The sequence below is a fragment of the Asanoa ferruginea genome (assembly GCF_003387075.1).
Lineage (GTDB): Bacteria > Actinomycetota > Actinomycetes > Mycobacteriales > Micromonosporaceae > Asanoa > Asanoa ferruginea.
The window spans coordinates 6,334,663-6,355,447 of record NZ_QUMQ01000001.1 but is presented as its reverse complement, the minus strand read 5'-3'; the positions used below and the strand labels follow the sequence as shown (position 1 = coordinate 6,355,447).

Genomic DNA, 20,785 nt, shown 5'->3' with positions numbered 1-20,785 from the left:
AAGCCTCGGCTGTGAGGAAGCGCACGCGGTGGATTAACCCATCAAGACAGTAGGTTAAGTCGAGTTGATATTCCTGCGACCGGTAAGGCATCACCCCGTGCCCAGCTCCTCCGCTCCCCCCGCGGCCGTCGACCGCGCCCGCGCGTCCTGGCCGCAATGGCGGACCGCCCGGCTGTCCCGGGTCACCGGGCCGATGGGCAACCTCGCCCTGGTCGAGACGATCTGGGGCGCCCGCGTCGAGGACCACCCGGGCAGCGTGCCGATCGAGCGGCGTGACCAGCGCACCGGCGCGGTCGACCACGGCGTGCGGCGGTTCGACGCCGACTCGCCCGCCAACCGGCACTTCACCGGCATCGACGCCTACCCGTTCGACCCGGCCTGGGTGATCGAGGCGCGGTTCGTGCCGCAGGACCCGCCGCGTCTGGTGGCGTTCGAGCACCTGCGCGACAACGGCGCTACCCGCGACCTCGCCGTGCCGGGCGACATCCTGTTCTCCCTCCACGGCGTCGACTACGCGTTCGACGCCTTCGACGACGACGGAACGCTGCTGCTCGTCTTCGGCGACCACACCAACGGCGTCGAGACCTACGGCGCCGGCCGGTTCCTCTTCGTGCCGCGGGCGCCCGGCGACGACCGGGTCGTGCTCGACTTCAACCGGGCCTTCGTGCCGCCGTGCGGGTTCTCCGGGCAATACAACTGTCCGATGCCGCCGCGGCAGAACCGCTTCGGCCTGGCTGTCAAAGCCGGCGAGAAGCTGCCTGTCTTCCGCGACGGCTTCCAGGTGCACTGAGCCCGCTCCCCCCTTGATCCGGAGACCTACATCGTGAAGAAGCAAAGAATCGCGCTGCTCGGCGCCACCCTCGCGGCCGCCGTGGCGCTGGCCGCCTGCGGCTCCAGCGGTGGCTCCTCGGCCGGCACGCCCGCTAACGCCGCCGACGCGAACGCCGTCGTCCAGGTCGGCTCGCTCTACGAGCCGCAGAACCTCGACAACACCGGCGGTGGTGGCCAGGGCGTCACCGAGGCGTTCAACGGCAACGTCTACGAGGGCCTCTACCGGCTGACCGACGACGGCAAGGTCGAGCCGCTGCTCGCCACCGGCAACACGGTCAGCGCCGACGGCCTCACCTACACGTTCACCCTGCGCGACGGCGTCAAGTTCCACTCCGGCAAGGCGCTGACGTCGGCCGACGTGAAGTACAGCATCGAGAAGGTGCTCGCGCCCGACTCGAAGTCGGCCCGCAAGAGCAGCTTCCCGGAGATCAAGCAGATCACCACGCCGGACCCGAAGACGGTCACCGTCACGCTGGCGACCCGGTCGATCTCGTTCGTCTACAACCTCAGCTACGTCTGGATCATCAACGACCAGTCCGGCAGCATCGCGTCCAAAGAGGACGGCACCGGGCCCTACCAGCTCGACTCGTGGAAGCGCGGCTCGACGCTGACGCTGAAGAAGTTCGCCGACTACTGGGGCACCCCGGCCACCAACGGCGGCGTGGTGTTCCACTACTTCACCGACGGCAGCGCGCTCGACAACGCCCTGCTCACCAACGCGGTCGACGTGGTCACCAGCGAGCAGAACCCGGACGCGCTCCCGCAGTTCAGCGACAACCCGGCCTACAAGGTCAACGACGGGAAGTCGACGACCAAGCTGCTGCTCGCGTTCAACGACCGGGTCGCGCCGTTCAACAACACCCAGGTGCGCAAGGCGATCAGCTCGGCGATCGACAACAAGAAGCTGCTCCAGTCGATCTGGGGTGACCACGGCACGCTGATCGGGTCGATGGTGCCGCCGACCGACCCGTGGTACACCGACCTGACCGGCGTCAACCCGTACAATGTAGACACTGCCAAGCAGTTGCTCACGCAGGCGGGCTACCCCAACGGTTTCAGCTTCACGCTCGACACGCCCAACTACGACCCGCACCCGACGGTGGCGACGTTCGTGAAGTCGGAGCTGGCCAAGGTCGGCATCACGGTCAACATCAACGTGATCACCTCTGACCAGTGGTACACGAAGGTCTACCAGAACAAGGACTTCCAGGCCACGCTCCAGGAGCACGTCAACGACCGGGACATTGTCTGGTACGGCGACCCCACCTTCTACTGGGGATACAACAACCCGCAGGTGACCGACTGGGTCAAGCAGGCCGAGCAGGCGCCGACCGAGGAGCAGCAGACCGAGCTGCTCAAGAAGGTCAACCAGCAGATCGCGCAGGACGCGGCGAGCGACTGGCTCTACCTCTACCCGCAGATCGTGGTCGCCTCGACGAAGATCTCCGGTTACCCGGTCAACGGGCTCAACTCGCAGTTCTTCGCCTACGGCATCAAGAAGGGATGACCCGATATCTGGTGCGGCGGGCGGCACTGCTCGCCGGCACCCTGGTCCTCGCCAGCGTCGTGCTGTTCCTGCTGCTGCGCCTGCTGCCGGGTGACCCGGCCAACGCGCTGCTGTCGGTCGGCGCGACGCCCGACCAGGTCGCCGCCGCCCGCCACCAGATCGGCACAGACCGGCCGCTGCCCGCCCAGTTCGTGCACTGGATCGGGCAGCTCGCCACGCTGCACTTCGGCAACTCGTTCGTCAGCTCGCTGCCGGTCGGCCCCGAGATCGTCAGCCGGCTCTCGGTGACCGTGCCGCTGACGCTGGCCGCGTTCGTGCTGGCGGTGGTCATCGCGGTGCCGGTCGGCTTCCTGGCCGCGCACAAGTCACACACCTGGTACGGCGGGCTCGTCGGGGTGGTGTCGCAGCTCGGCATCGCCGTACCCGCGTTCTGGCTGGGTCTGATCCTGGTCTGGATCTTCGCGTTGCGGCTGCGGACGCTGCCAGCCGGCGGCTTCCCACCCGACGGCTGGTCGACACCTGGCGACGCGATCCGCGCGCTGATCCTGCCGGTGGTCACCGTCGCGCTGGTGATGGCCGCGTCGCTGATCCGCTACGTCCGGTCGGCCACGCTCGACGTGCTCGGCAGCGACCACCTGCGCACCGCGCGCGCCCTCGGCTCGTCGTTCCTCGGCGCGATGTGGCGGCACGGGCTGCGCAACGCGGCCGTCCCGGTGGTCTCGGTGCTCGGCATCGAGTTGGCCACCACGTTCCTCGGCGCGGTCGTCATCGAGAGCGTGTTCGCGCTGCCGGGCCTGGGCAGCATGCTGGTCCGCGGCATCGCACAACACGACTACCCGGTGATCCAGGGCGTGCTGTTCGTCAGCACGTTCGCGGTGCTGGTGGTCGGCTTCCTCAGCGATGTCGCGCAGCGGCTGATCGACCCGCGCCTGCGCGTTTCGGGAGCCCGCCGATGAGGCGCCGCGTCTTCCTGATCGCCGGCCTCGTCCTCGTGGCGCTGGTGCTGGCCATCGCGCTGGTCTCGCTCTTCTGGACGCCCTACCCGGCGGCCGACACGACCGGCGGCCGGCTCGACGGCCCGGGCCTGCACCACCTGCTCGGCACCGACAAGCTCGGCCGCGACCTGCTCACCCGGCTGATGATCGGCGCCCGGATCGCCCTCGCGGTCGGCGCCGGCGCGGTGGCTCTCGGCGCGGTCATCGGCGGCCTGGCCGGGCTGCTGGCCGGCTTCGCGAGCCGCTGGGTCGACGACGCCCTCGCGGCGCTGCTCGACATCCTGATCGCGTTCCCGACCCTGCTGCTGGCGATGCTCGTGGTCGCCGCCCGCGGCGCGTCGCTCGGCTCCGCGATCGTGGCGATCGGCCTGGCGATGTCGGCCATCGTCGCCCGGCTGACCCGCATCCTGGTCAAGCGGGTGCTGGCGATGGACTACGTGACCGCGGCCCGCACCTCCGGGGTGAGCTGGCCGCGCATCGTCACCGCCCACGTGCTGCCCAACATCTGGCCGACGCTGGCGGTCAACCTGGCGCTCCAGTTCGGCCTGGCCGTCCTGGCCGAGGCGAGCCTGTCCTACCTCGGCCTCGGCCCGCCGCCACCGAACGCGTCCTGGGGCCGGCTGCTCCAGGAGGCCCAGTCGACGGTCCTCACCGCGCCGGTGGGCGCGATCGCACCCGGCGTGCTGCTGGTCGTCCTGGTGGTCGGCGTCAACCTGGTCGCCGACGGGCTGCGCGACGTCGCCGACCCGACCCGCCGGAGGCAGCGATGAGCCTGCTGGAGGTGGCCGGCCTGACCGTGACCACTCGGGACGGGCGGGTCCTGGTCTCCGATCTCTCGTTCGGTCTTGCGCCCGGCGGGCGGCTCGGGTTGATCGGCGAGTCGGGCTCGGGAAAGTCCCTGACGGCGCTGGCGGTGACCGGCCTGCTGCCCCCGGGCCTGACCGCGACCGGCAACGTCGTACTCGACGGCACGCCGGTGATCGGCGCTCCGGACCGTCTTCTGGACGGAGTCCGCGGCCGCGCCGCGGCGATCGTCTTCCAGGAGCCGTCGACCGCGCTGGACCCGCTGATGCGGCTGGGCCGGCAGATCGCCCTCCCCCTGCGCCGTCATCAGGGATTGCGCGGCGCGGCGCTACGTGATGCCGTGGCTTCCGCTCTGGCCGAGGTGTCGTTGCCGGAGCGGGTGGCGAGGGCCTACCCGCACGAGGTCTCCGGCGGCCAACGCCAGCGCGCGGCGATCGCGATGGCCCTGGCCTGCCGGCCGGCGCTGCTGATCGCCGACGAGCCGACCACCGCGCTCGATGTCACGGTGCAGGCCGAGGTGCTGGCACTGCTCGACCGGTTGGTGGCAGCGCACAACATGGCGCTCCTGTTCATCAGCCACGACCTGGCCGTGGTCGGCAAGGTCACCGAAGAGGTCGTGGTCCTCTCAGCGGGGCGCGCGGTCCGTTCCGGCCCGCTTCGCGACCTGCTGGCCGAGCCCGGAGACGGCTACGCGGCCGGGCTGGTCGCCAGCGCCCGCCGGCTCGACGCCGCCCTCGGCGACGCCGGCCGCGGCGACGCGACTCTGGGCGTCGCGGGGCTGGGCGACGCGGCCCTGGGCGACGCTGGCTCCCGCGACGCGGACCTGCGCGACGCGGCCCTGGGCGACGCTGGCTCCCGCGACGCCGACCTCCGCGACGCGGCTCTGGGCGACGCTGGCTCCCGCGACGCGGACCTCCGCGACACGGCCCTGGGCGACGCTGGCTCCCGCGACGCGGACCTGGGCGACGCTGGCTCCCGCGACGCGGACCTGGGCGACGCTGGCTCCCGCGACGCGGACCTGGGCGACGCTGGCTCCCGCGACGCGGACCTGGGCGACGCTGGCTCCCGCGACGCGGACCTGGGCGACGCCGGACATCGCGACGCGACCGGAGGTGCGGCGTGATTCTTGAAGCCCGCGATGTCGGCTTCCGGTACCCCGGCGGGGCCGAGGTGCTCAGCGGTGTCTCGTTCGGGGTGACGCCGGGTCGGAGCATGGCGCTCGTCGGCGAGTCGGCGGCCGGCAAGACCACGCTGTTGCGGTTGCTGCTCGGCCTCCGCCGGCCGACCTCCGGCGCCGTGCTGTTCCAGGGGCGGCCGCTGCCGACCACCCATCGGGCCGCCCGGCCGTTTCGACAGCATGTGCAGACGGTATTCCAGGACCCGTACTCCTCATTGGACCCACGTCAGCGGGTAGGCCGGATCGTGGCGGAGCCGTTGCGGGCCCTCGGTTTCGCCGACCACGCACCGCGGGTGGCGGCCGCCCTCGACGCGGTCGGCCTGCCGGCGGACACCGCCGACCGGTATCCCGACGAGTTCTCCGGTGGGCAGCGCCAGCGGATCGCGATCGCCCGTGCGATCGCGGTCGAGCCGACAGTGTTGCTCGCCGACGAGCCGGTCAGCGCCCTCGACGTGAGCACCAAGGTGCGGATCATCGACCTGCTGGCCGAGTTGCGCGCGACCCGCGGCCTGACGCTGGTGATGGTCTCCCACGACCTGGCGGTGGTGGCCAGCCTCTGCGACGAGACCGTAGTGCTCGAACACGGCCGGGTCGTCGAGCAAGGCCCAACCGGCGAGGTGCTGGGCAACCCACGCGAGCCCTACACCCGCCGCCTGATCGCCAGCATCCCCCGGCTGCCGGGGGTCGAACCACCACCGGCAACGGTCCAGACCGGGTAGGTGCCCTTCAGGGCTTACATGTTTTGGCATGTGCGTACATGCCGAAACATGTAAGCCCGAACAGACACCACCTCGCCTGGCCCTTCAACGGCGTCATGGCCGAGCGGCGCCACTGTCGGCGTTCCTGTCCGGCGACGACCCGGCGGCCAAGGACGTCGTCGCCGACCTGGGCTGGCCGCGGGACTGGATCATCGACCTCGGCGGCCTGGCGACCGCCAAGTGGCCGGAGAGCTTCGTGCTGCTGGTCCGGCCGCTCGTCGCGGCGCTCGGGCCCGTGCCGTTCGGCCTCGCGGTCGCGCGCGCTAGGAATAGTGCTGTAGCCGCGGCCACAGCGTGGCCCACGAGTCGACCGGGTCGCGGCAGACGCGGATGTCGTTGTCCTGTTCCTCGTTGGGGATGTCGACGCCGTTGTCGAGGTCGCGGGCGACCTGGCACGAGGCGAACAACGCGCTCAGCGAGTCGCCGAAGCCGACCGCGATCACCACGGTCGCGTCGTCGGCCGGGCGGCCGCGATACCACAGCTCGTTGTGTCCGCTGTAGACAGCCGGCAGGTCGACGCCGTAGCGGTCGAGCGCGCCGGCCTCGCCGTAGTTGGCGGTCAGGATCACCGTGTGCGCGTGATCGGCGGACGGCAGCGAGGTGTATACCGACGTGATCTGCTGAACGTAGACCGGCCAGCCGATCTGGTCGCTGGTGCCCTGGTTGATGTCGGCGATCGGTGTCTTCGCCAGCGCCGACACCGGCATCAGCGGCAGCGCGACCAACGCCGCCACTGCCAGGTTGAGGACGACCGCAGCGCCGAGCAGCACCCGGCGCCCGCTGCGGGCGGCGGCCCAGCGCACCGCCGACGGGCAGCCCGCCGCGAACAGCGCCAGCATCAGGCCCAGCGGGTAGTAGGGCTGGCCGCCGGTCACCAGCACCAGCACGCAGATCACCGGGTAGGCGAGCGCGATCGCGCGCAACTCCCGGGTGCGCCACAACCGCACGAAGCCGGCCACCCAGATCGGCACGACGAAGATCCCGAGCATGACGAGCTGGAAGGGTACGAACAGCGTGCGCGAGTCGGCGCCCTTGTCTTCGCGGATCGCGTTGGCCATCTTGAGCTGCGGCCAGTCGTGGGTGATCTGGTAGATCACGTTGGGTGCGCCGACGACCAGGGCGACCGCCACGCCCGCCCACAGCCATCGCGACGCCAGCACCCGGCGTGGGCCGACCGCGAGCAGCGACACGCCGATCGCGATCAGCGTCAGCACCACCAACTGCTTGTTGTAGAGGCCGATCCCGACGCCGAGGCCGGCCGCCAGCCACCACCGTGGATTGCCCTGCAACGCCCGGACCACGAACAGCAGGACCGCCGCCAGCACCACCATGTCGACCGTCGCGGTGAGCAGCACGTGCCCGAAGACCAGCGGGAAGGCACCCGCGGCGCCCAGCGCGGCGAGCAGTTGTGCGGCGCGGCCGCCGCCGAGTTCGCGGGCCAGCAGCGCGGTCAGGATCGCGGTCGCGACGACGGCCAGCGATCCCGGGATCCGCAGCGCCCAGAGGTGATCTCCGAAGACCGACGTCATCAGCCGGGCCAGCAGCGGCGTGAGCGGCGGCTGGTCGACATATCCCCAGGCCGGATGCTCGCCCAGGAGCCGGAAGTAGAGCTCGTCGCGGTGATAGCCGTAACTGTTGCTGCCGGCCGCGACCGCCACGCCCAGCAGCACAGCGACCGCACCCACCGGACCCCACGCCATGACCGGCCGGTCTGACGCCGTTGTGCCGTCCCCCGCATGATCCACGACTAGGAACCGTAGCCCTGTCGGTGGAGCCGTGGGAACCCTAAAACGACGGCGATGCGACGGAGCCACGCTCGTGCAGGCGCATCGGGATCCGCTCGACGACCGGCTTCTCCGGCGGCGCCAGCAGCAACTCGACGGCCCGCCGGCCGAGTTCGGCGTGTGGCAGCGCCACGCTGGTCAATGCCGGCCGCAGCCAGGCCGCGAGGTCGGAGTCGTCGAACGACACCACCGACAGGTCGTCGGGCACCCGCCGGCCCGCCTCCTGCGCCGCCTGGTAGGCGCCGAGCGCGATCCGGTCGTTGAGACAGATCAGGCCGGTCACCGCCGGCTCACCGGCGAGAAAGTCCCGGACCGCGGCGTACGCCGGTTCCGGCCACCAGTCACACTCGACGGTCGCGGCCAGCGTGACGCCCGCGTCGCGGATTCCGGCCAGCCGCTCCACCGCGGCCCAGACGTCGGGCGCGGGCGTGCCGATCAGCGCGATCCGCTCGTGCCCCAGCGCGGTCAGCGCCCGGGCCGCGCTCGCGCCGGCCGCCCGCTCGTCGGGCACCACCGCGGAGCCGGTCGACCGGCCGCGCGGCAGGCAGTTGAGGAAGACGAACGGGTGTCCGCGCAGCACGGCGGGCGTCCGGGTCACCCGGGTGTAGGTCGACGCGTAGATGAACCCGTCGACACCCCGGTCGAGCATGTCGCGGACGACGCGGTCCTCGACGCCTCTGGCGCCCTCGGTCTCGCCGAGGAACAGCAACTGGTCGTGCCGCAGTGCCGCGTTGACGGCGCCGCGCACGATCTCGCCGGCGAACGGCTCGGTGGCGACCGTGTCGGAGATCAGGCCGATCGTGTGGGTGGTGCGGGTGCGCAGGCCGCGGGCCATCAGGTTGGGGCGGTAGCTCAGCTCGCGGGCCGCGCGCAGCACCCGCTGCTCGGCGTCGACGGAGATCCGCATGTCGCGCCGTCCGGTCAGGACGAACGAGGCGGTGGTCCGGGACACGCCGGCATGCCGGGCGACGTCGAGAAGCGTGACACGCGTTGCCATACCCAACAGGTTCGCGGATCTTGTCGCCGCTGGCAAACCCATCCTTGACACCCGGTGAACATCGAGCGCATGCTCCACGCTAAATCGAGTTAGCACGATGCTTCCGGACCGTCCCCAACCCGGAGGAGCGGCAACTATGCACAGCACACGGCTATCCGCGCTGTCCGCAGTCGCGGCGCTGCTGCTCGCCGGTTGCGCGAGCGACGCCGGCGCCGACGCGGGCACCCGACCGAGCCTGCTGATCTGGACCGGCGGCGGCGCGGGCGGCGAGGCGACCCAGGCGCTCGGTGCCCGCTTCGGCGAGGAGAACGGCGTCGACGTCAAAGTCCAGATCATCCCCGAAGACCTGCAGACCCAGTTCGTCACGGCGTCGCAGGCCGGCCGGGCACCCGACGTTGTGATGGGCGCACACGACTGGATCGGCAACCTGGTGCAGAACGCGACCATCGATCCGTTGCAGATGACCGACGACACCAAGGCCGGCTATCAGGACCTGGCGATCAAGGCGGTCACCTTCAATGGGCAGGTCTACGGGATGCCCTTCACGATGAACAACATCGTGCTGTTCCGCAACACCGCGCTGGTTCCGGACGCGCCAACGTCCATCGAGGACCTGGTGGCCAAGGGCAAGGCGCTCAAGGCGGCGGGCAAGGTCGACGAGATCCTCGCGCTGCCGATCGGGCCGACCGGCGATCCTTACCACATCAACCCGCTGTTCACCTCGGGCGGCGGCTACATCTTCGGCACCAAGGACAGCGGCGACTTCGACCCGAGCGACCTCGGCGTGGCCAAACCCGGCGCGACCGCGGCGTACGCGAAAATCCGTGCCCTGGGTGAAGGCGGCTCCGGTGCGCTCAAACGGTCGATCACCGCCGACAACATCCTGAGCCTGTTCTCCACCGGCAAAGCGCCTTTCATGATCTCCGGCCCGTGGCAGTTGCCGGAGCTCAAGAAGACCAGCGTCAAATACGACATCTCTCCGGTGCCACCGTTCGCGGGCGGCCAGCCGGCGCGGCCGTTCATCACGGTCGACGCGGCCTACGTCGCGAGCCGCGGCACCAACAAGGCGCTGGCGCAGGAGTTCGTCACCAACTTCTGGTCGCGGCCCGACGTCGGCACCTCGCTCTACGCCGCCACGTCGAGCGTCCCGGCGCTCAAGGAGGCACTGGCGACCGTCCGCAAGGACGACGCGCTGGTCGGCAAGGTCGCCGATGCCGGCGTCGAGTTCGGCCAGATCATGCCCAGCATCCCGGCGATGGCCGTGGTCTGGGACCCGTTGGGCAAGGCCGAGGCCGCCGTGGTCGGTGGCGCCGACCCGGGCTCGACCATCACGGCGGCCGCGTCCGCCATCCAGGCCCAGATCAAGTAGAGGGGGTCTCCGGTGGCCCGCACCGACGTTCCCGTCCGCACGACGACGCCCCCGAAACCGAGGCTCGGCCTCGGCGCCGACGGCACCGCGTCACCACTCGGCCTGATCATCAAGATTGGCGTGCTCGGCGTGGTCGCCGCGATCGCCGTCTGGGCCGCGTTCCCACTGATCGCGACCGGCAACTGGATCGGCCTGATCATCCTGGTCGCGGTCAGCGCGCTGATCTTCTACGTCTACCTGTCGCCGCGGGTGATCCCCGCCAAATATCTGATACCTGGCACTCTGTTTCTGATCGTGTTTCAGGTGCTGCCGGTGCTGTTCACGCTCTCCACGGCGTTCACCAACTTCGGCGACGGCCACCGCGGCAGCAAAGACGAGGCGATCGCGGCCGTCGAAGGCGCGTCCGTGCAGCAGGTGCCGGGCTCGACCGTCTACACGCTGACCCTGGCGACCGACGGTGACCCGGCGACCGGCGACATCGTCTTCCTGCTCACCGACCCGGCGACCAAGGCCGCGTTCGTCGGCACGGCCGACGGCCTCGAACCCCTGGCCAACGCGCAGCAGTCGGCCGACGGCAAGGTGACCTCAGCCGGCGGCTACGAGGTGCTCGACATCGGCCAGATCAGTGCGCGCTCGGCCGACATCGTCGAGTTCAGCGTGCCGACCGCCAAGGGCGCGATCAAGAACCAGGGCCTTTCCAGGGCATTCGAGGGTACGCCGCAGCAGGCGTACAACAATGATTGTGATTGCATCACCGACCGCACCACCGGTCAGACCTGGACCGCCAACGGCGACGACGGCGTGTTCGTCGACGGGCAGGGCCAGGCGCTGGCGCAGGGTTGGAAGGTCAACGTCGGGTTCCGCAACTTCGCCGAGGTCGTGACCAACCCGGTCATCCGCGCGTCGTTCCTGAAGATCCTGCTGTGGAACATCGGCTTCGCGCTCGGCGTCGTGCTGATCACCTTCGGGCTCGGGCTGCTCGTCGCGCTCGTGCTCAACAAGCCCGAACTACGCGGGCAGCGGCTCTACCGGTCGCTGATCATCCTGCCCTACGCGATGCCGGCCGTGGCGATGATGCTGGTCTGGCGCGACATGTTCAACACCGACTTCGGGTTGATCAACCGCTTGTTCGGCCTGCACGTCAACTGGTTCGGGTCGGCGCCGAGCTCGATGTTCGCGATCCTGCTCGTGCAGCTCTGGCTCGGCTACAACTACATGTTCCTGGTCAGCACCGGCGCGTTGCAGGCGATCCCGGCCGACCTGACCGAGGCCGCCCAGGTCGACGGCGCCCGGCCGTTCCACGCGTTCCGCACCATCACGTTCCCGCTGCTGCTGGTCGCGCTGGCGCCGCTGCTGATCAGCTCGTTCGCGTTCAACTTCAACAACTTCACCGCGATCTACCTGGTCAGCGAGGGCGCGCCGTTCCCGCCGGACAACCCGCAGGCGGGCGCCACCGACATCCTGATCACCTACACCTACCGGCTGGCGTTCGGCGGAGCCGGCGCGCAATACGGCTTCGCCGCCGCGATCTCGGTGTTCATCTTCCTCATCGTGGCCACGATCTCGGTCGTGAGCTTCCGCCGCACCCACGCGCTCGAGGAGATCAACTGATGGCTGCCACCGACACCATCCAGGCTCCGGTCGACGACCAGCCGCCCAGCGCCGTCGTCCGGCTCGGCAGCGCCCGCGGCGGCTGGTTCCGGCAGGTCGGCTGGCGACACATCATCGGGCTGCTGGCGCTGGCGTTCTCGCTCTTCCCGATCCTGTTCGTGGTCTCCGCCGCGCTCAACCCGCTGGGCACGCTGAGCTCCTCGGACCTGGTGCCTTCCGGTGCCAGCCTGGAGAACTTCCGCAAGCTGTTCGCCGACACGTCGTTCCCGATCTGGTTCCTCAACAGCATGATCATCGGGCTGCTCGCGGCCGCGCTGTCGATGTTCGTCTCCGCGTGCGCGGCCTTCGCGTTCAGCCGCTTCCGCTTCAAGGGCCGGCGGGCCGGGCTGCTGGGCATCCTGCTGGTCCAGATGTTCCCGCAGTTCCTGCTGATCGTCGCCCTCTACATCATGTTCGCCTACGTGAGCGACCTCTGGCCGGCGGTCGGCTTCAACACCCGCACCGGCCTGCTGCTGCTCTACCTGGGCGGCGCGCTGGGCACCAACACCTGGCTGATGAAGGGCTTCTTCGACACGATCCCGAAGGACCTCGACGAGTCGGCGAAGGTCGACGGCGCCACCCACGCGCAGGTGTTCTTCGGGCTGATCCTCCCGCTGGTCACGCCGATCCTCGCGGTCACCGGGCTGCTCGGCTTCATCAGCGCGGTCAACGAGTTCCTGATCGCCAGCATCTTCCTCACCGACGACAGCGCCAAGACGGCCGCCGTCGGCCTCTACGGCCTGGTCTCCGAGGAACGCAACAACAACTTCGGCGTCTTCGCCGCGGGTGCGCTGGTGCTGGCCGTGCCGACCGTGGCGCTGTTCCAGTTCCTCCAGCGCTACATCGTGGGCGGGCTGACGGCCGGCGCGGTGAAGGGCTGACCGATGACGGCCGACCTGCTCGCCGAGCCACACCACGACGGCGCCGCCCTCCACGTGCCGGTCGAGGCGCCCGAGTTGGGCGACACCGTCCCGGTGTTCGTCCGGGTGCCGCACGGCGACGGCGCCGAGGGCGTGTGGGCCCGCACGGTCCAAGACGCCGAGCCGCGGTTCGTCGCTGGGCGGATCGACCGCACGACCGCGGCCGAGACCTGGTGGCGCTGCGACATCCCGGTGCACAACCCGGTCGCCGCCTACCGTTTCCTGCTCGGCGGCGGTGCCGACCCCGGTTATCGCTGGCTCAACGGCTCGGGCACCCACCACCACGACGTGACCGACACCGACGACTTCCGGCTCACCACCGCGCCGCCTGCGGCCGACTGGGCCCGCGACGCGATCATCTACCAGATCTTCCCCGACCGGTTCGCGCGATCGGCCCGCCGTGATCCGCCGCCCTGGGCCGTGCCGGCGGAATGGGACGACCCGGTCATCCACGAAGGACCATCAACCCCGCTCCAATGGTACGGCGGTGACCTCGACGGGATCGCCGACCGGCTCGACCACATCGGCGCGGTCGGCGCCGACACGATCTACCTGACCCCGTTCTTTCCGGCGCCGTCCAACCACCGTTACAACGCCTCCTCGTTCGACGAGGTCGACCCACACCTCGGCGGAGACAAGGCGCTCGCCCGGTTGGCCCAGGAGGTGCACGGCCGGGGTTGGCGTCTGATCGGCGACCTGACCACCAACCACTGTGGATCGACGCACGCGTGGTTCACCTCCGCGCTGGTCGACCCGGCCGGCACGGAACGTGGGTTCTTCTACTTCACGCCGCGTGGCGAGGTGGTCGGCTGGCTCGGTCACCCGTCGTTGCCCAAGCTCAACTACGGCAGCGCCGAGTTGCGCCGGCGGATGGTCGACGGTACCCGCTCGGTGGCCGCCCGCTGGCTGCGCGCGCCCTACGAGCTCGACGGGTGGCGGGTCGACGTCGCCAACATGACCGGCCGCCACGGCGACGACGACCAGAACGCCGAGGTCATCGGGGCGCTGCGGCGCACCGTCGACGAGACCCGGCCGGGCGGCCTGCTGATCGCCGAGCACTGTCACGACGCGTCCGCCGACCTGCGCCGGGGTGACTGGCACGGCACGATGAACTACGCCGCGTTCGCCAACCCGCTGTGGACCTGGCTGCGCGACCCGGCCGCCGGGCTGACGCTCTCCGGCAAGCCGGTCGCACCGACCCGGGGGCCCGCCGAGGCGTTCCTCGCCACCGTCCGGGCGTTCCGGGCCGGCACGCCCTGGCACCCGATGGCCGCGTCGTGGTCGCTGATCGGGTCGCACGACACGGCCCGGATCCGCACGATCACCGGCGACCCGGCGCTCGTCGAGGTCGCGGCCGGGCTGATGTTCACCATGCCGGGCGTGCCGATGGTCTACGCCGGCGACGAGATCGGCCTGACCGGCGGCAACGGCGAAGACGCCCGACGGCCGTTCCCCTGGCACCGCCCGGACCGCTGGGACCGCCGCACCCTCGACGTCTACCAGCGACTCGCCGCTCTGCGCCGGAGCACCGAGCCGCTGCGCCGCGGCGGCCTGCGCTGGGTGCACGCCCGCGGCGACGCGCTGGCCTTCCTCCGGGAGAGCCCGGCCGGCCGGCTACTGGTGCTCGCGGCCAGGGCACCCCACGACCCGGTGCGACTGCGCGGACGGCTGCTCGGCATCGACGGCGAGGCGACCAACCTCTACGGCGGCGCGCCGGCGTTGCGGCCCGGGGCCGACAACCACGTGACCCTGCCCGGCGACGGGCCGACATTCCAGGTCTGGCAACTCTGAGTTCGCAGGGAGGTCCACGATGGCCGAGGTCATCCTCGACAAGGTGAACAAGCAATACGAGAACGGGTTCCACGCCGTGCAGGACCTCTCGCTCGACATCGCCGACGGCGAGTTCCTGGTCCTGGTCGGCCCGTCCGGGTGCGGCAAGAGCACGGCGCTGCGGATGGTCGCCGGGCTGGAAGACATCACCAGCGGGACGCTGCGGATCGGCGAGCGGGTGGTCAACACGCTCTCACCGCGCGACCGCGACATCGCGATGGTGTTCCAGTCGTACGCCCTCTACCCCCATATGACCGTCGCCGACAACATCTCCTACGGGCTGAAGATCCGGCGGATGGACAAGGCCGAGGTCGACCGCAGGGTCAAGAAGGCCGCCGAGATGCTCGAACTCGGCGCGCTCCTCGACCGCCGGCCCAAGCAGCTCTCCGGCGGCCAGCGCCAGCGGGTCGCGATGGGCCGGGCGATCGTCCGGGAGCCGCAGGTCTTCCTGATGGACGAGCCACTGTCCAACCTGGATGCCAAACTGCGGGTGCAGATGCGGGCCGAGATCGCCCAGGTGCAGCACGACCTCAACGTCACCACCATCTACGTCACGCACGACCAGACCGAGGCGATGACGATGGGCGACCGCGTCGCGCTGATGAAGGCCGGAGTGCTGCAACAGGTCGGCAACCCGCAGTTCCTCTACGACAACCCGGACAACATCTTCGTAGCCGGCTTCATCGGCTCCCCACCGATGAACATGGCGCTGGCCCAGATCGACCGCGACGGCGACGACCTGGTCGCGGTGGTGGGCCGATCCCGTCTCCCGCTGCATTCGTCGGTCAGCGCGGATCGCCCGCGTTTGGCGTCGTTCGTCGGGCAGCAGGTCGCGGTCGGCATCCGCAGCGAAGACATGGAAGACGCCCGGCTGGTCCGCGGCGGCGGCGCGGAAACCCGCCTGCGCGCGACGGCATCGCTGATCGAGGCGCTCGGCTCGCAGATCATGGTCCACTTCCTGATCGACGCGCCCCGGGTGGTCACCGAAGACACCAAGCTGCTCGACCGCGACGCGCACACGGAGGAGGCGCCGCGGCACGACGCGACCAAGTTCGTCGCCTCGTTCGCACCGCGCTCGCGGGTGCGGGCCGGCGACGAGGTCGAGGTGGTCGTCGACACCGAGCGGATGCACTTCTTCGACCCCACGACCGGGGAGGCGATCCGGGACTGACGGGTCGGCGGCGGGTGGCCGGTTCTGGTCTAATGCCACTCGTGTCCAGCCCGGAAGTCCCCGCCCGCCCGTCGCCGCCGGGCACCGTGCTGGCGGCCGCGATCCTCCTCTACATCGGCGGCGGCCTGGCGATCCTGTCGGGGGTGATCGGGCTGGGTCGCTGGCCGCTGCTGTTCGCCCTGCTCAACCTCCTGTTAGGAGCGCTCTACGTCGGTCTCGCGCGTGCGGTGCAGACGGGTCGGTCGTGGGCCCGGACGATCGTCCTAGTCCTGTCCGGCCTCGCCATCGCCGTCGCCCTCGTGCGCCTCGTGACCGGCGGCCCGGGCGCGATCGGGGCGCTCGCGTGGCCGATCGCCTACGCGGTCCTGCTGTGCACCGACTCGGCCCGGGCGTGGTTCCGCTCCACGACCTGAGCCCACGAGCCGTCGCGGGCACCGAATCGAGCCCACACGCCGTCGCGGGCCACGACCTGAGCCGGCGCGTGGGTAGGGGTGCGACCTGAACCCGCGAGGCCTTTCGCCGGCCGACCTGGCCCTGTTGGCGTCGGCCACCGGCCGGCCGTGGACGGTAATGGGCGCGCTGGCTGGCGGCCGCTCCGACAGCGTCGAACTCCTCGCCGCCGGCGACGACCGCCTCGTCGTGAAGATCAAGCACGGCGCGTGGTGGGCCGATCAACTGGTTCGCGCGGTGCCCGTCACCGCCGCCCTGCGGGACGCCGGCTATCCCGCGCCCGAGGTGCGCGGGCACGGTCCGCTCGGCGCGGACCGCTTCTACTTCGCCACCGAATATTTCGCCGGCGAAGCACCGGAGCGCCTGGACGCGGCGCTGACCGAGGACATCCTCGCTGCGGTGGAGAGACAGGCGGCGGTGTGCCCGCCCGAAGTTCGCGACTGGTCGACGATGATCCGCGCGTTCCTCAACGGCGGTGTCGCCGACCACCGCTTCGACCCGTCGGTCGCCGCTCTGGTCGACCGCGCGCTGGATCTGGTCGAGCGGCCGGTGCCCGCGCTGCCGACCGGCGAGTTCGTGCACGGCGACTTCGCGGCCTACAACCTGCTCGCGACCGGCGGCCGACTCCGCGGGGTGGTCGACGTCGAGGCGTTCGGCCGCAGCACCCGCACGATCGACCTGGTCGCCCTGCTCGCCTCGGCGATCACGACCGGCGCCGACCAGACGATCACCAACCAGATCGCGGCCGCGGCCATCGCGGCGAGCGACCGCGCGACGTTCCGGGCCTGCTTGGCCCATCGCGCCCTGGCGCTGCTGCTGACCGACCCGACCACGGGCGCCGACCTGGTCCCGCAGCTGCTAGCCCGTGCGACCTGACCCCGCAAGCTGATCTCGCGGCCAGACCCGCGCAACCCGATCCCCGCAACCTGACCCGCGCGGCCAGACCCGCGCGGCCAGACCCGCGCGGCCAGACCCGCGCGGCCAGACCCTGCGGCCAGACCCCCGCAAGCCGATCGCCCCGATCCCCGCGGCCAAACCCGCGCAACCCCACCTGCGCGGCCAGACCCGTGCGGTCAGGCCCGTGCGGTCAGACCCGTGCGGCCAGACCCCCGCAAGCCGATCGCCCCGATCACCGCGGCCAAACCCGCGCAACCCGACCGCGTGGCCAGACCCGCGTGGCCAGACCCGCGCGGCCAGACCCACGCGGCCAGACCCACGCAAGCCGATCGCCTCGATCCCCGCGGCCAAACCCGCGCAACCCCACCTGCGCGGCCAGACCCGTGCGGTCAGGCCCGTGCGGTCAGACCCGTGCGGTCAGGCCCGTGCGGCCAGACCCCCGCAAGCCGATCGCCCCGATCACCGCGGCCAAACCCGCGCAACCCGACCGCGTGGCCAGACCCGCGTGGCCAGACCCGCGCGGCCAGACCCACGCGGCCAGACCCACGCAAGCCGATCGCCTCGATCCCCGCGGCCAAACCCGCGCAACCCCACCTGCGCGGTCAGGCCCGTGCGGTCAGGCCCGTGCGGTCAGACCCGTGCGGTCAGGCCCGTGCGGTCAGACCCGTGCGGTCAGGCCCGTGCGGTCAGACCCGTGCGGTCAGGCCCGTGCGGTCAGACCCGTGCGGCCAGACCCCCGCAAGCCGATCGCCCCGATCACCGCGGCCAAACCCGCGCAACCCGACCGCGTGGCCAGACCCGCGTGGCCAGACCCGCGCGGCCAGACCCGCGCGGCCAGACCCGCGCGGCCAGACCCGCGCGGCCAGACCCACGCGGCCAGACCCACGCGGCCAGACCCACGCAAGCCGATCGCCTCGATCCCCGCGGCCAAACCCGCGCAACCCCACCTGCGGGGCCAAACCCACGCAACCCGCCCCGCGCAACCCAGCCCGTGCGGCGAGACGAGCGCGGCCAGACCCCCGCAACCTCGCCCGGGCAGCCTGATTAGGCTCGGCCGGTGACTGACGTGCGCATTGTTCATCTCAACGGGCCTACCTTCGCGGCCCTGGTCCAGGGTGATCTGGCCGCCGCGAATGCGGTCAGCCCCGTGCCGATGTCCGCCCACTTCGCCGGCCCGGACTGGCGCGGCGTGTGGCTGATGCGCAGCGAGCAGGTCGAGGCCGACCCGGCCAGCGCCGCCTGGGTGACCGGCGTCATCTGGGACGAGGAGCGGCAGCTGGCGGTCGGCCGGGCCGGCTATCACGAGCCACCGAACGCCGACGGGATGGTGGAGATCGGCTACGCGGTCGAGCCCACCCACCGGCGCCAGGGTTATGCCCGGGCCGCGCTGGAGGTCCTCCTACGCCGGGCGGCCGAGGAGCCCGACGTGCGGACCGTTCGGGCCACCATCGCGCCCGACAACGACGCCTCCTACCGGCTGGTCGCCCAGTATGGGTTCGTCAAGGTGGGCGAGCAGTGGGACGACGAAGACGGCCTGGAGATCATCTACGAGGTGTCCGCCAATCCCCGATAGGTGCGGGGGGTATCACCGCAGCGGTCACGGTCTCTGTCCCGGTGACACCCATCGAACCTGGGAGGATCCGTGTTCCGCAAGCTCATCGTCGTGCTCGCCGGCTGTGCCGCAGTCCTCGCCCTCGTCGCCGCGCCGGCCTCGGCCGCGACTAACGGGCGGTCGCTGTTCGGTAACGCCAACAGCGACAAGTGCCTGGAAATGCCGTACTCCTGGACCCATGACCTGGCTCCCGCCGGCCAGTACACCTGCCATGGCGGTCCCAACCAGCAGTGGTACTACAGCACCAGCACCGGCCTGATCCAGAACATGAACAGCGGCAAATGCCTTGAGGTCATGTACTGGAACAACTACGACGGTGCCGCGGTGGGACAGTATTACTGCCACGGCGGCGCCAACCAGCAGTGGAACATGGCGCCCTCGACCGGCCTGATCCAGAACCGGTTCAGCGGCAAGTGTCTCGAGGTCTACGGCTGGAGCACCTACGACTTCGCCCCGGTCGTGCAGTGGACCTGCCACGGCGGCCGCAACCAGGTCTGGTCCTGGCGCTAGCGGGCCACCCGCGAGGAGCGACTTCCCGACCGCGGTCTGTCAGCTCGCGGTCGGGAAGTGCAACGACGGCGCAGCGTCGGTCGCCGGGCCGGGCCAGCGCGACGTGATCGCCTTGGCCCGGGTGTAAAAGGCCACCCCTTCGGGACCGTGTACGTGCGTGTCGCCGAACAGCGAGGCCTTCCAGCCCCCGAACGAGTGGTAGGCCATCGGCACCGGAACCGGCACGTTGACGCCGACCATCCCGGCTCGCACCGCCCGCTGGAACCGCCGGGCCGCCGTCCCCGAGTCGGTGAAGATGGCCGCCCCGTTGCCATAGGGGTTCGCGTTCAACAGCGAGATTGCCTCGTCCAAGGTGGACACCCGCAGCACCACCAGCACCGGGCCGAAGATCTCGTCCTGGTAAATGGTCATGTCGGTGGCCACGTTGTCGAACAGGCACGGGCCGACGAAGAAGCCCGGCCGGTCGAGCAGGTCGCGGCCGTCGACCACGAGCGTCGCGCCGGCCGCCTCGCCGGCATCCACATAGGACGCTACCCGGTCGCGGGACGCCGCGGTCACCACCGGGCCCATCTCACTGGCCGGGTCGCTGCCGGCGCCGACGGTGATGGCGCGGGCCTGTGCGGCGAGCCGGGTGACCAGCCCGTCGGCCGCGGCACCGACCGCCACCACGGCCGAGATCGCCATGCACCGCTGCCCGGCCGACCCGTACGCCGCGCCGGTGATCTGCCTGGCCGCGTCGTCGAGGTCGGCGTCGGGCAGCACCACCGCGTGGTTCTTCGCACCGCCCAGGGCCTGCACCCGCTTGCCCGCCGCGGAGGCGCGCTGGTGCACGTAACGGGCGACCGGGGTCGAGCCGACGAACGAGACCGCGGCGACGTCATCGTGGTCGAGCAGCGCATCGACGGCCACCTTGTCGCCGTGCACCACGTTGAACACGCCGTCCGGCAGCCCGGCCTCGGCGTAGAGGGAGGCGACCAGGTCCGACGCCGACGGGTCGCGCTCGCTCGGCTTGAGCACGAACGTGTTGCCGCAGGCGATCGCCAGCGGGTGCATCCACATCGGCACCATCACCGGGAAGTTGAACGGGGTGATGCCGGCGCAGACGCCGAGCGGTTGGCGGAACGTGTAGGCGTCGACCCCGGTCGAGGCCTGATCGGTGTAGGCACCCTTGAGCAGCGACGGGATGCCGCAGGCGAAGTCGATCACCTCGCGGCCCCGGGCGACCTCGGCGCGGGCGTCGTCGAGCGTCTTGCCGTGCTCGGCGGTGACCAGCCTGGCCAGGTCGTCGGCGTGCCGCTCGACCAGGTCACGCATCGCGAACATGACCGCGCTGCGCCGGGCCAGCGACACCTCGCTCCAGCCCTCGAACGCCTTGCCCGCGGCGGCGACCGCGTCGTCGACTTCGGCGGCCGTGCCGGCGCTGACCCGCGCCGCCACCTCGCCGGTTGCCGGGTCGTAGACCGGCAGCGTCTCGGCCGAACCGCGCCGGGTGCCGCCGATGGTGTGCTCGATCGTGCGCATGG

18 protein-coding genes are annotated in these 20,785 nt (G+C 70.9%); 15 read left to right on the top strand and 3 right to left on the bottom strand.

Annotation, left to right across the window (positions count from 1 at the left end; all coding sequences use genetic code 11):
• Nucleotides 1-97: 97 nt before the first annotated feature.
• From DFJ67_RS29695 to DFJ67_RS29670, 6 genes are read left to right on the top strand one after another with little or no spacing between them, the layout of a single operon-like run.
• Nucleotides 98-790, top strand: a complete 693-nt coding sequence (locus DFJ67_RS29695; protein ID WP_239097607.1) for a DUF1684 domain-containing protein — start codon at nucleotides 98-100, stop codon at nucleotides 788-790.
• Between the two features lie 33 nt (nucleotides 791-823).
• On the top strand, nucleotides 824-2,338 hold the full coding sequence (locus DFJ67_RS29690; RefSeq protein ID WP_116071118.1) for an ABC transporter substrate-binding protein: 1,515 nt from the start codon (nucleotides 824-826) through the stop codon (nucleotides 2,336-2,338).
• Entirely contained in the window at nucleotides 2,335-3,294 is a 960-nt protein-coding gene (locus DFJ67_RS29685) for an ABC transporter permease (RefSeq protein WP_116071116.1), read from the top strand. Before DFJ67_RS29690 ends, DFJ67_RS29685 begins: the two co-directional genes overlap by 4 nt.
• On the top strand, nucleotides 3,291-4,103 hold the full coding sequence (locus DFJ67_RS29680; protein WP_116071114.1) for an ABC transporter permease: 813 nt from the start codon (nucleotides 3,291-3,293) through the stop codon (nucleotides 4,101-4,103). Before DFJ67_RS29685 ends, DFJ67_RS29680 begins: the two co-directional genes overlap by 4 nt.
• The gene (locus DFJ67_RS29675; RefSeq protein ID WP_211333974.1) at nucleotides 4,100-5,260 is read left to right on the top strand and encodes an ATP-binding cassette domain-containing protein; all 1,161 of its coding nucleotides are present in this window, start codon (nucleotides 4,100-4,102) and stop codon (nucleotides 5,258-5,260) included. Before DFJ67_RS29680 ends, DFJ67_RS29675 begins: the two co-directional genes overlap by 4 nt.
• The gene (locus DFJ67_RS29670) at nucleotides 5,257-6,033 is read left to right on the top strand and encodes an ABC transporter ATP-binding protein (protein WP_116071112.1); all 777 of its coding nucleotides are present in this window, start codon (nucleotides 5,257-5,259) and stop codon (nucleotides 6,031-6,033) included. The genes DFJ67_RS29675 and DFJ67_RS29670 overlap by 4 nt, the downstream gene beginning before the upstream one ends.
• Nucleotides 6,034-6,335: 302 nt before the next feature.
• Here the strand turns inward: DFJ67_RS29670 and DFJ67_RS29665 are convergent, their stop codons facing one another.
• A complete protein-coding gene (locus DFJ67_RS29665; protein ID WP_147315655.1) occupies nucleotides 6,336-7,817 on the bottom strand; it encodes a glycosyltransferase family 39 protein in 1,482 nt (493 codons plus the stop codon).
• 40 nt (nucleotides 7,818-7,857) lie between these two features.
• The gene (locus DFJ67_RS29660) at nucleotides 7,858-8,853 is read right to left on the bottom strand and encodes a LacI family DNA-binding transcriptional regulator (protein ID WP_116071108.1); all 996 of its coding nucleotides are present in this window, start codon (nucleotides 8,851-8,853) and stop codon (nucleotides 7,858-7,860) included.
• 136 nt (nucleotides 8,854-8,989) lie between these two features.
• On the opposite strand from DFJ67_RS29660, the gene DFJ67_RS29655 reads away from it, so the two are divergent.
• From DFJ67_RS29655 to DFJ67_RS29615, 9 genes are all read left to right on the top strand, one after another.
• Complete coding sequence (locus DFJ67_RS29655; RefSeq protein WP_116071105.1) at nucleotides 8,990-10,222, top strand: sugar ABC transporter substrate-binding protein; 1,233 nt, start codon at nucleotides 8,990-8,992, stop codon at nucleotides 10,220-10,222.
• Nucleotides 10,223-10,234: 12 nt separating this feature from the next.
• Nucleotides 10,235-11,833, top strand: coding sequence for an ABC transporter permease subunit (locus DFJ67_RS29650; RefSeq protein ID WP_116071103.1), 1,599 nt, complete (start codon nucleotides 10,235-10,237; stop codon nucleotides 11,831-11,833).
• On the top strand, nucleotides 11,833-12,753 hold the full coding sequence (locus DFJ67_RS29645) for a sugar ABC transporter permease (protein WP_116071101.1): 921 nt from the start codon (nucleotides 11,833-11,835) through the stop codon (nucleotides 12,751-12,753). Before DFJ67_RS29650 ends, DFJ67_RS29645 begins: the two co-directional genes overlap by 1 nt.
• Nucleotides 12,754-12,756: 3 nt before the next feature.
• Entirely contained in the window at nucleotides 12,757-14,583 is a 1,827-nt protein-coding gene (locus tag DFJ67_RS29640) for a glycoside hydrolase family 13 protein (RefSeq protein ID WP_239097655.1), read from the top strand.
• 19 nt (nucleotides 14,584-14,602) lie between these two features.
• On the top strand, nucleotides 14,603-15,793 hold the full coding sequence (locus DFJ67_RS29635; protein ID WP_116071099.1) for an ABC transporter ATP-binding protein: 1,191 nt from the start codon (nucleotides 14,603-14,605) through the stop codon (nucleotides 15,791-15,793).
• Nucleotides 15,794-15,834: 41 nt separating this feature from the next.
• Nucleotides 15,835-16,206, top strand: a complete 372-nt coding sequence (locus DFJ67_RS29630) for a hypothetical protein (protein WP_147315654.1) — start codon at nucleotides 15,835-15,837, stop codon at nucleotides 16,204-16,206.
• A gap of 157 nt (nucleotides 16,207-16,363) precedes the next feature.
• The gene (locus tag DFJ67_RS29625) at nucleotides 16,364-17,119 is read left to right on the top strand and encodes an aminoglycoside phosphotransferase family protein (RefSeq protein WP_116071095.1); all 756 of its coding nucleotides are present in this window, start codon (nucleotides 16,364-16,366) and stop codon (nucleotides 17,117-17,119) included.
• A 1,078-nt stretch (nucleotides 17,120-18,197) separates the two neighbouring features.
• Nucleotides 18,198-18,713: a GNAT family N-acetyltransferase gene (locus tag DFJ67_RS29620; RefSeq protein ID WP_239097472.1), complete on the top strand. Its 516-nt coding sequence runs from the start codon at nucleotides 18,198-18,200 to the stop codon at nucleotides 18,711-18,713.
• A 69-nt stretch (nucleotides 18,714-18,782) separates the two neighbouring features.
• A complete protein-coding gene (locus DFJ67_RS29615; RefSeq protein ID WP_116071091.1) occupies nucleotides 18,783-19,262 on the top strand; it encodes an RICIN domain-containing protein in 480 nt (159 codons plus the stop codon).
• 39 nt (nucleotides 19,263-19,301) lie between these two features.
• On the opposite strand, the gene DFJ67_RS29610 is transcribed toward DFJ67_RS29615, so the two are convergent.
• Nucleotides 19,302-20,783, bottom strand: coding sequence for a CoA-acylating methylmalonate-semialdehyde dehydrogenase (locus DFJ67_RS29610; protein WP_116071089.1), 1,482 nt, complete (start codon nucleotides 20,781-20,783; stop codon nucleotides 19,302-19,304).
• Between the last annotated feature and the right edge of the window lie 2 nt (nucleotides 20,784-20,785).

Excerpts from the sequence above, each read along its gene's own strand:
- DFJ67_RS29685 (WP_116071116.1), top strand. The coding sequence starts at position 2,335 with ATGACCCGATATCTGGTGCGGCGGGCGGCACTGCTCGCCGGCACCCTG.
- DFJ67_RS29680 (WP_116071114.1), top strand. The coding sequence starts at position 3,291 with ATGAGGCGCCGCGTCTTCCTGATCGCCGGCCTCGTCCTCGTGGCGCTG.
- DFJ67_RS29675 (WP_211333974.1), top strand. The coding sequence starts at position 4,100 with ATGAGCCTGCTGGAGGTGGCCGGCCTGACCGTGACCACTCGGGACGGG.
- DFJ67_RS29660 (WP_116071108.1), bottom strand. The coding sequence starts at position 8,853 with ATGGCAACGCGTGTCACGCTTCTCGACGTCGCCCGGCATGCCGGCGTG.
- DFJ67_RS29655 (WP_116071105.1), top strand. The coding sequence starts at position 8,990 with ATGCACAGCACACGGCTATCCGCGCTGTCCGCAGTCGCGGCGCTGCTG.
- DFJ67_RS29645 (WP_116071101.1), top strand. The coding sequence starts at position 11,833 with ATGGCTGCCACCGACACCATCCAGGCTCCGGTCGACGACCAGCCGCCC.
- DFJ67_RS29640 (WP_239097655.1), top strand. The coding sequence starts at position 12,757 with ATGACGGCCGACCTGCTCGCCGAGCCACACCACGACGGCGCCGCCCTC.
- DFJ67_RS29635 (WP_116071099.1), top strand. The coding sequence starts at position 14,603 with ATGGCCGAGGTCATCCTCGACAAGGTGAACAAGCAATACGAGAACGGG.
- DFJ67_RS29625 (WP_116071095.1), top strand. The coding sequence starts at position 16,364 with ATGGGCGCGCTGGCTGGCGGCCGCTCCGACAGCGTCGAACTCCTCGCC.
- DFJ67_RS29610 (WP_116071089.1), bottom strand. The coding sequence starts at position 20,783 with ATGCGCACGATCGAGCACACCATCGGCGGCACCCGGCGCGGTTCGGCC.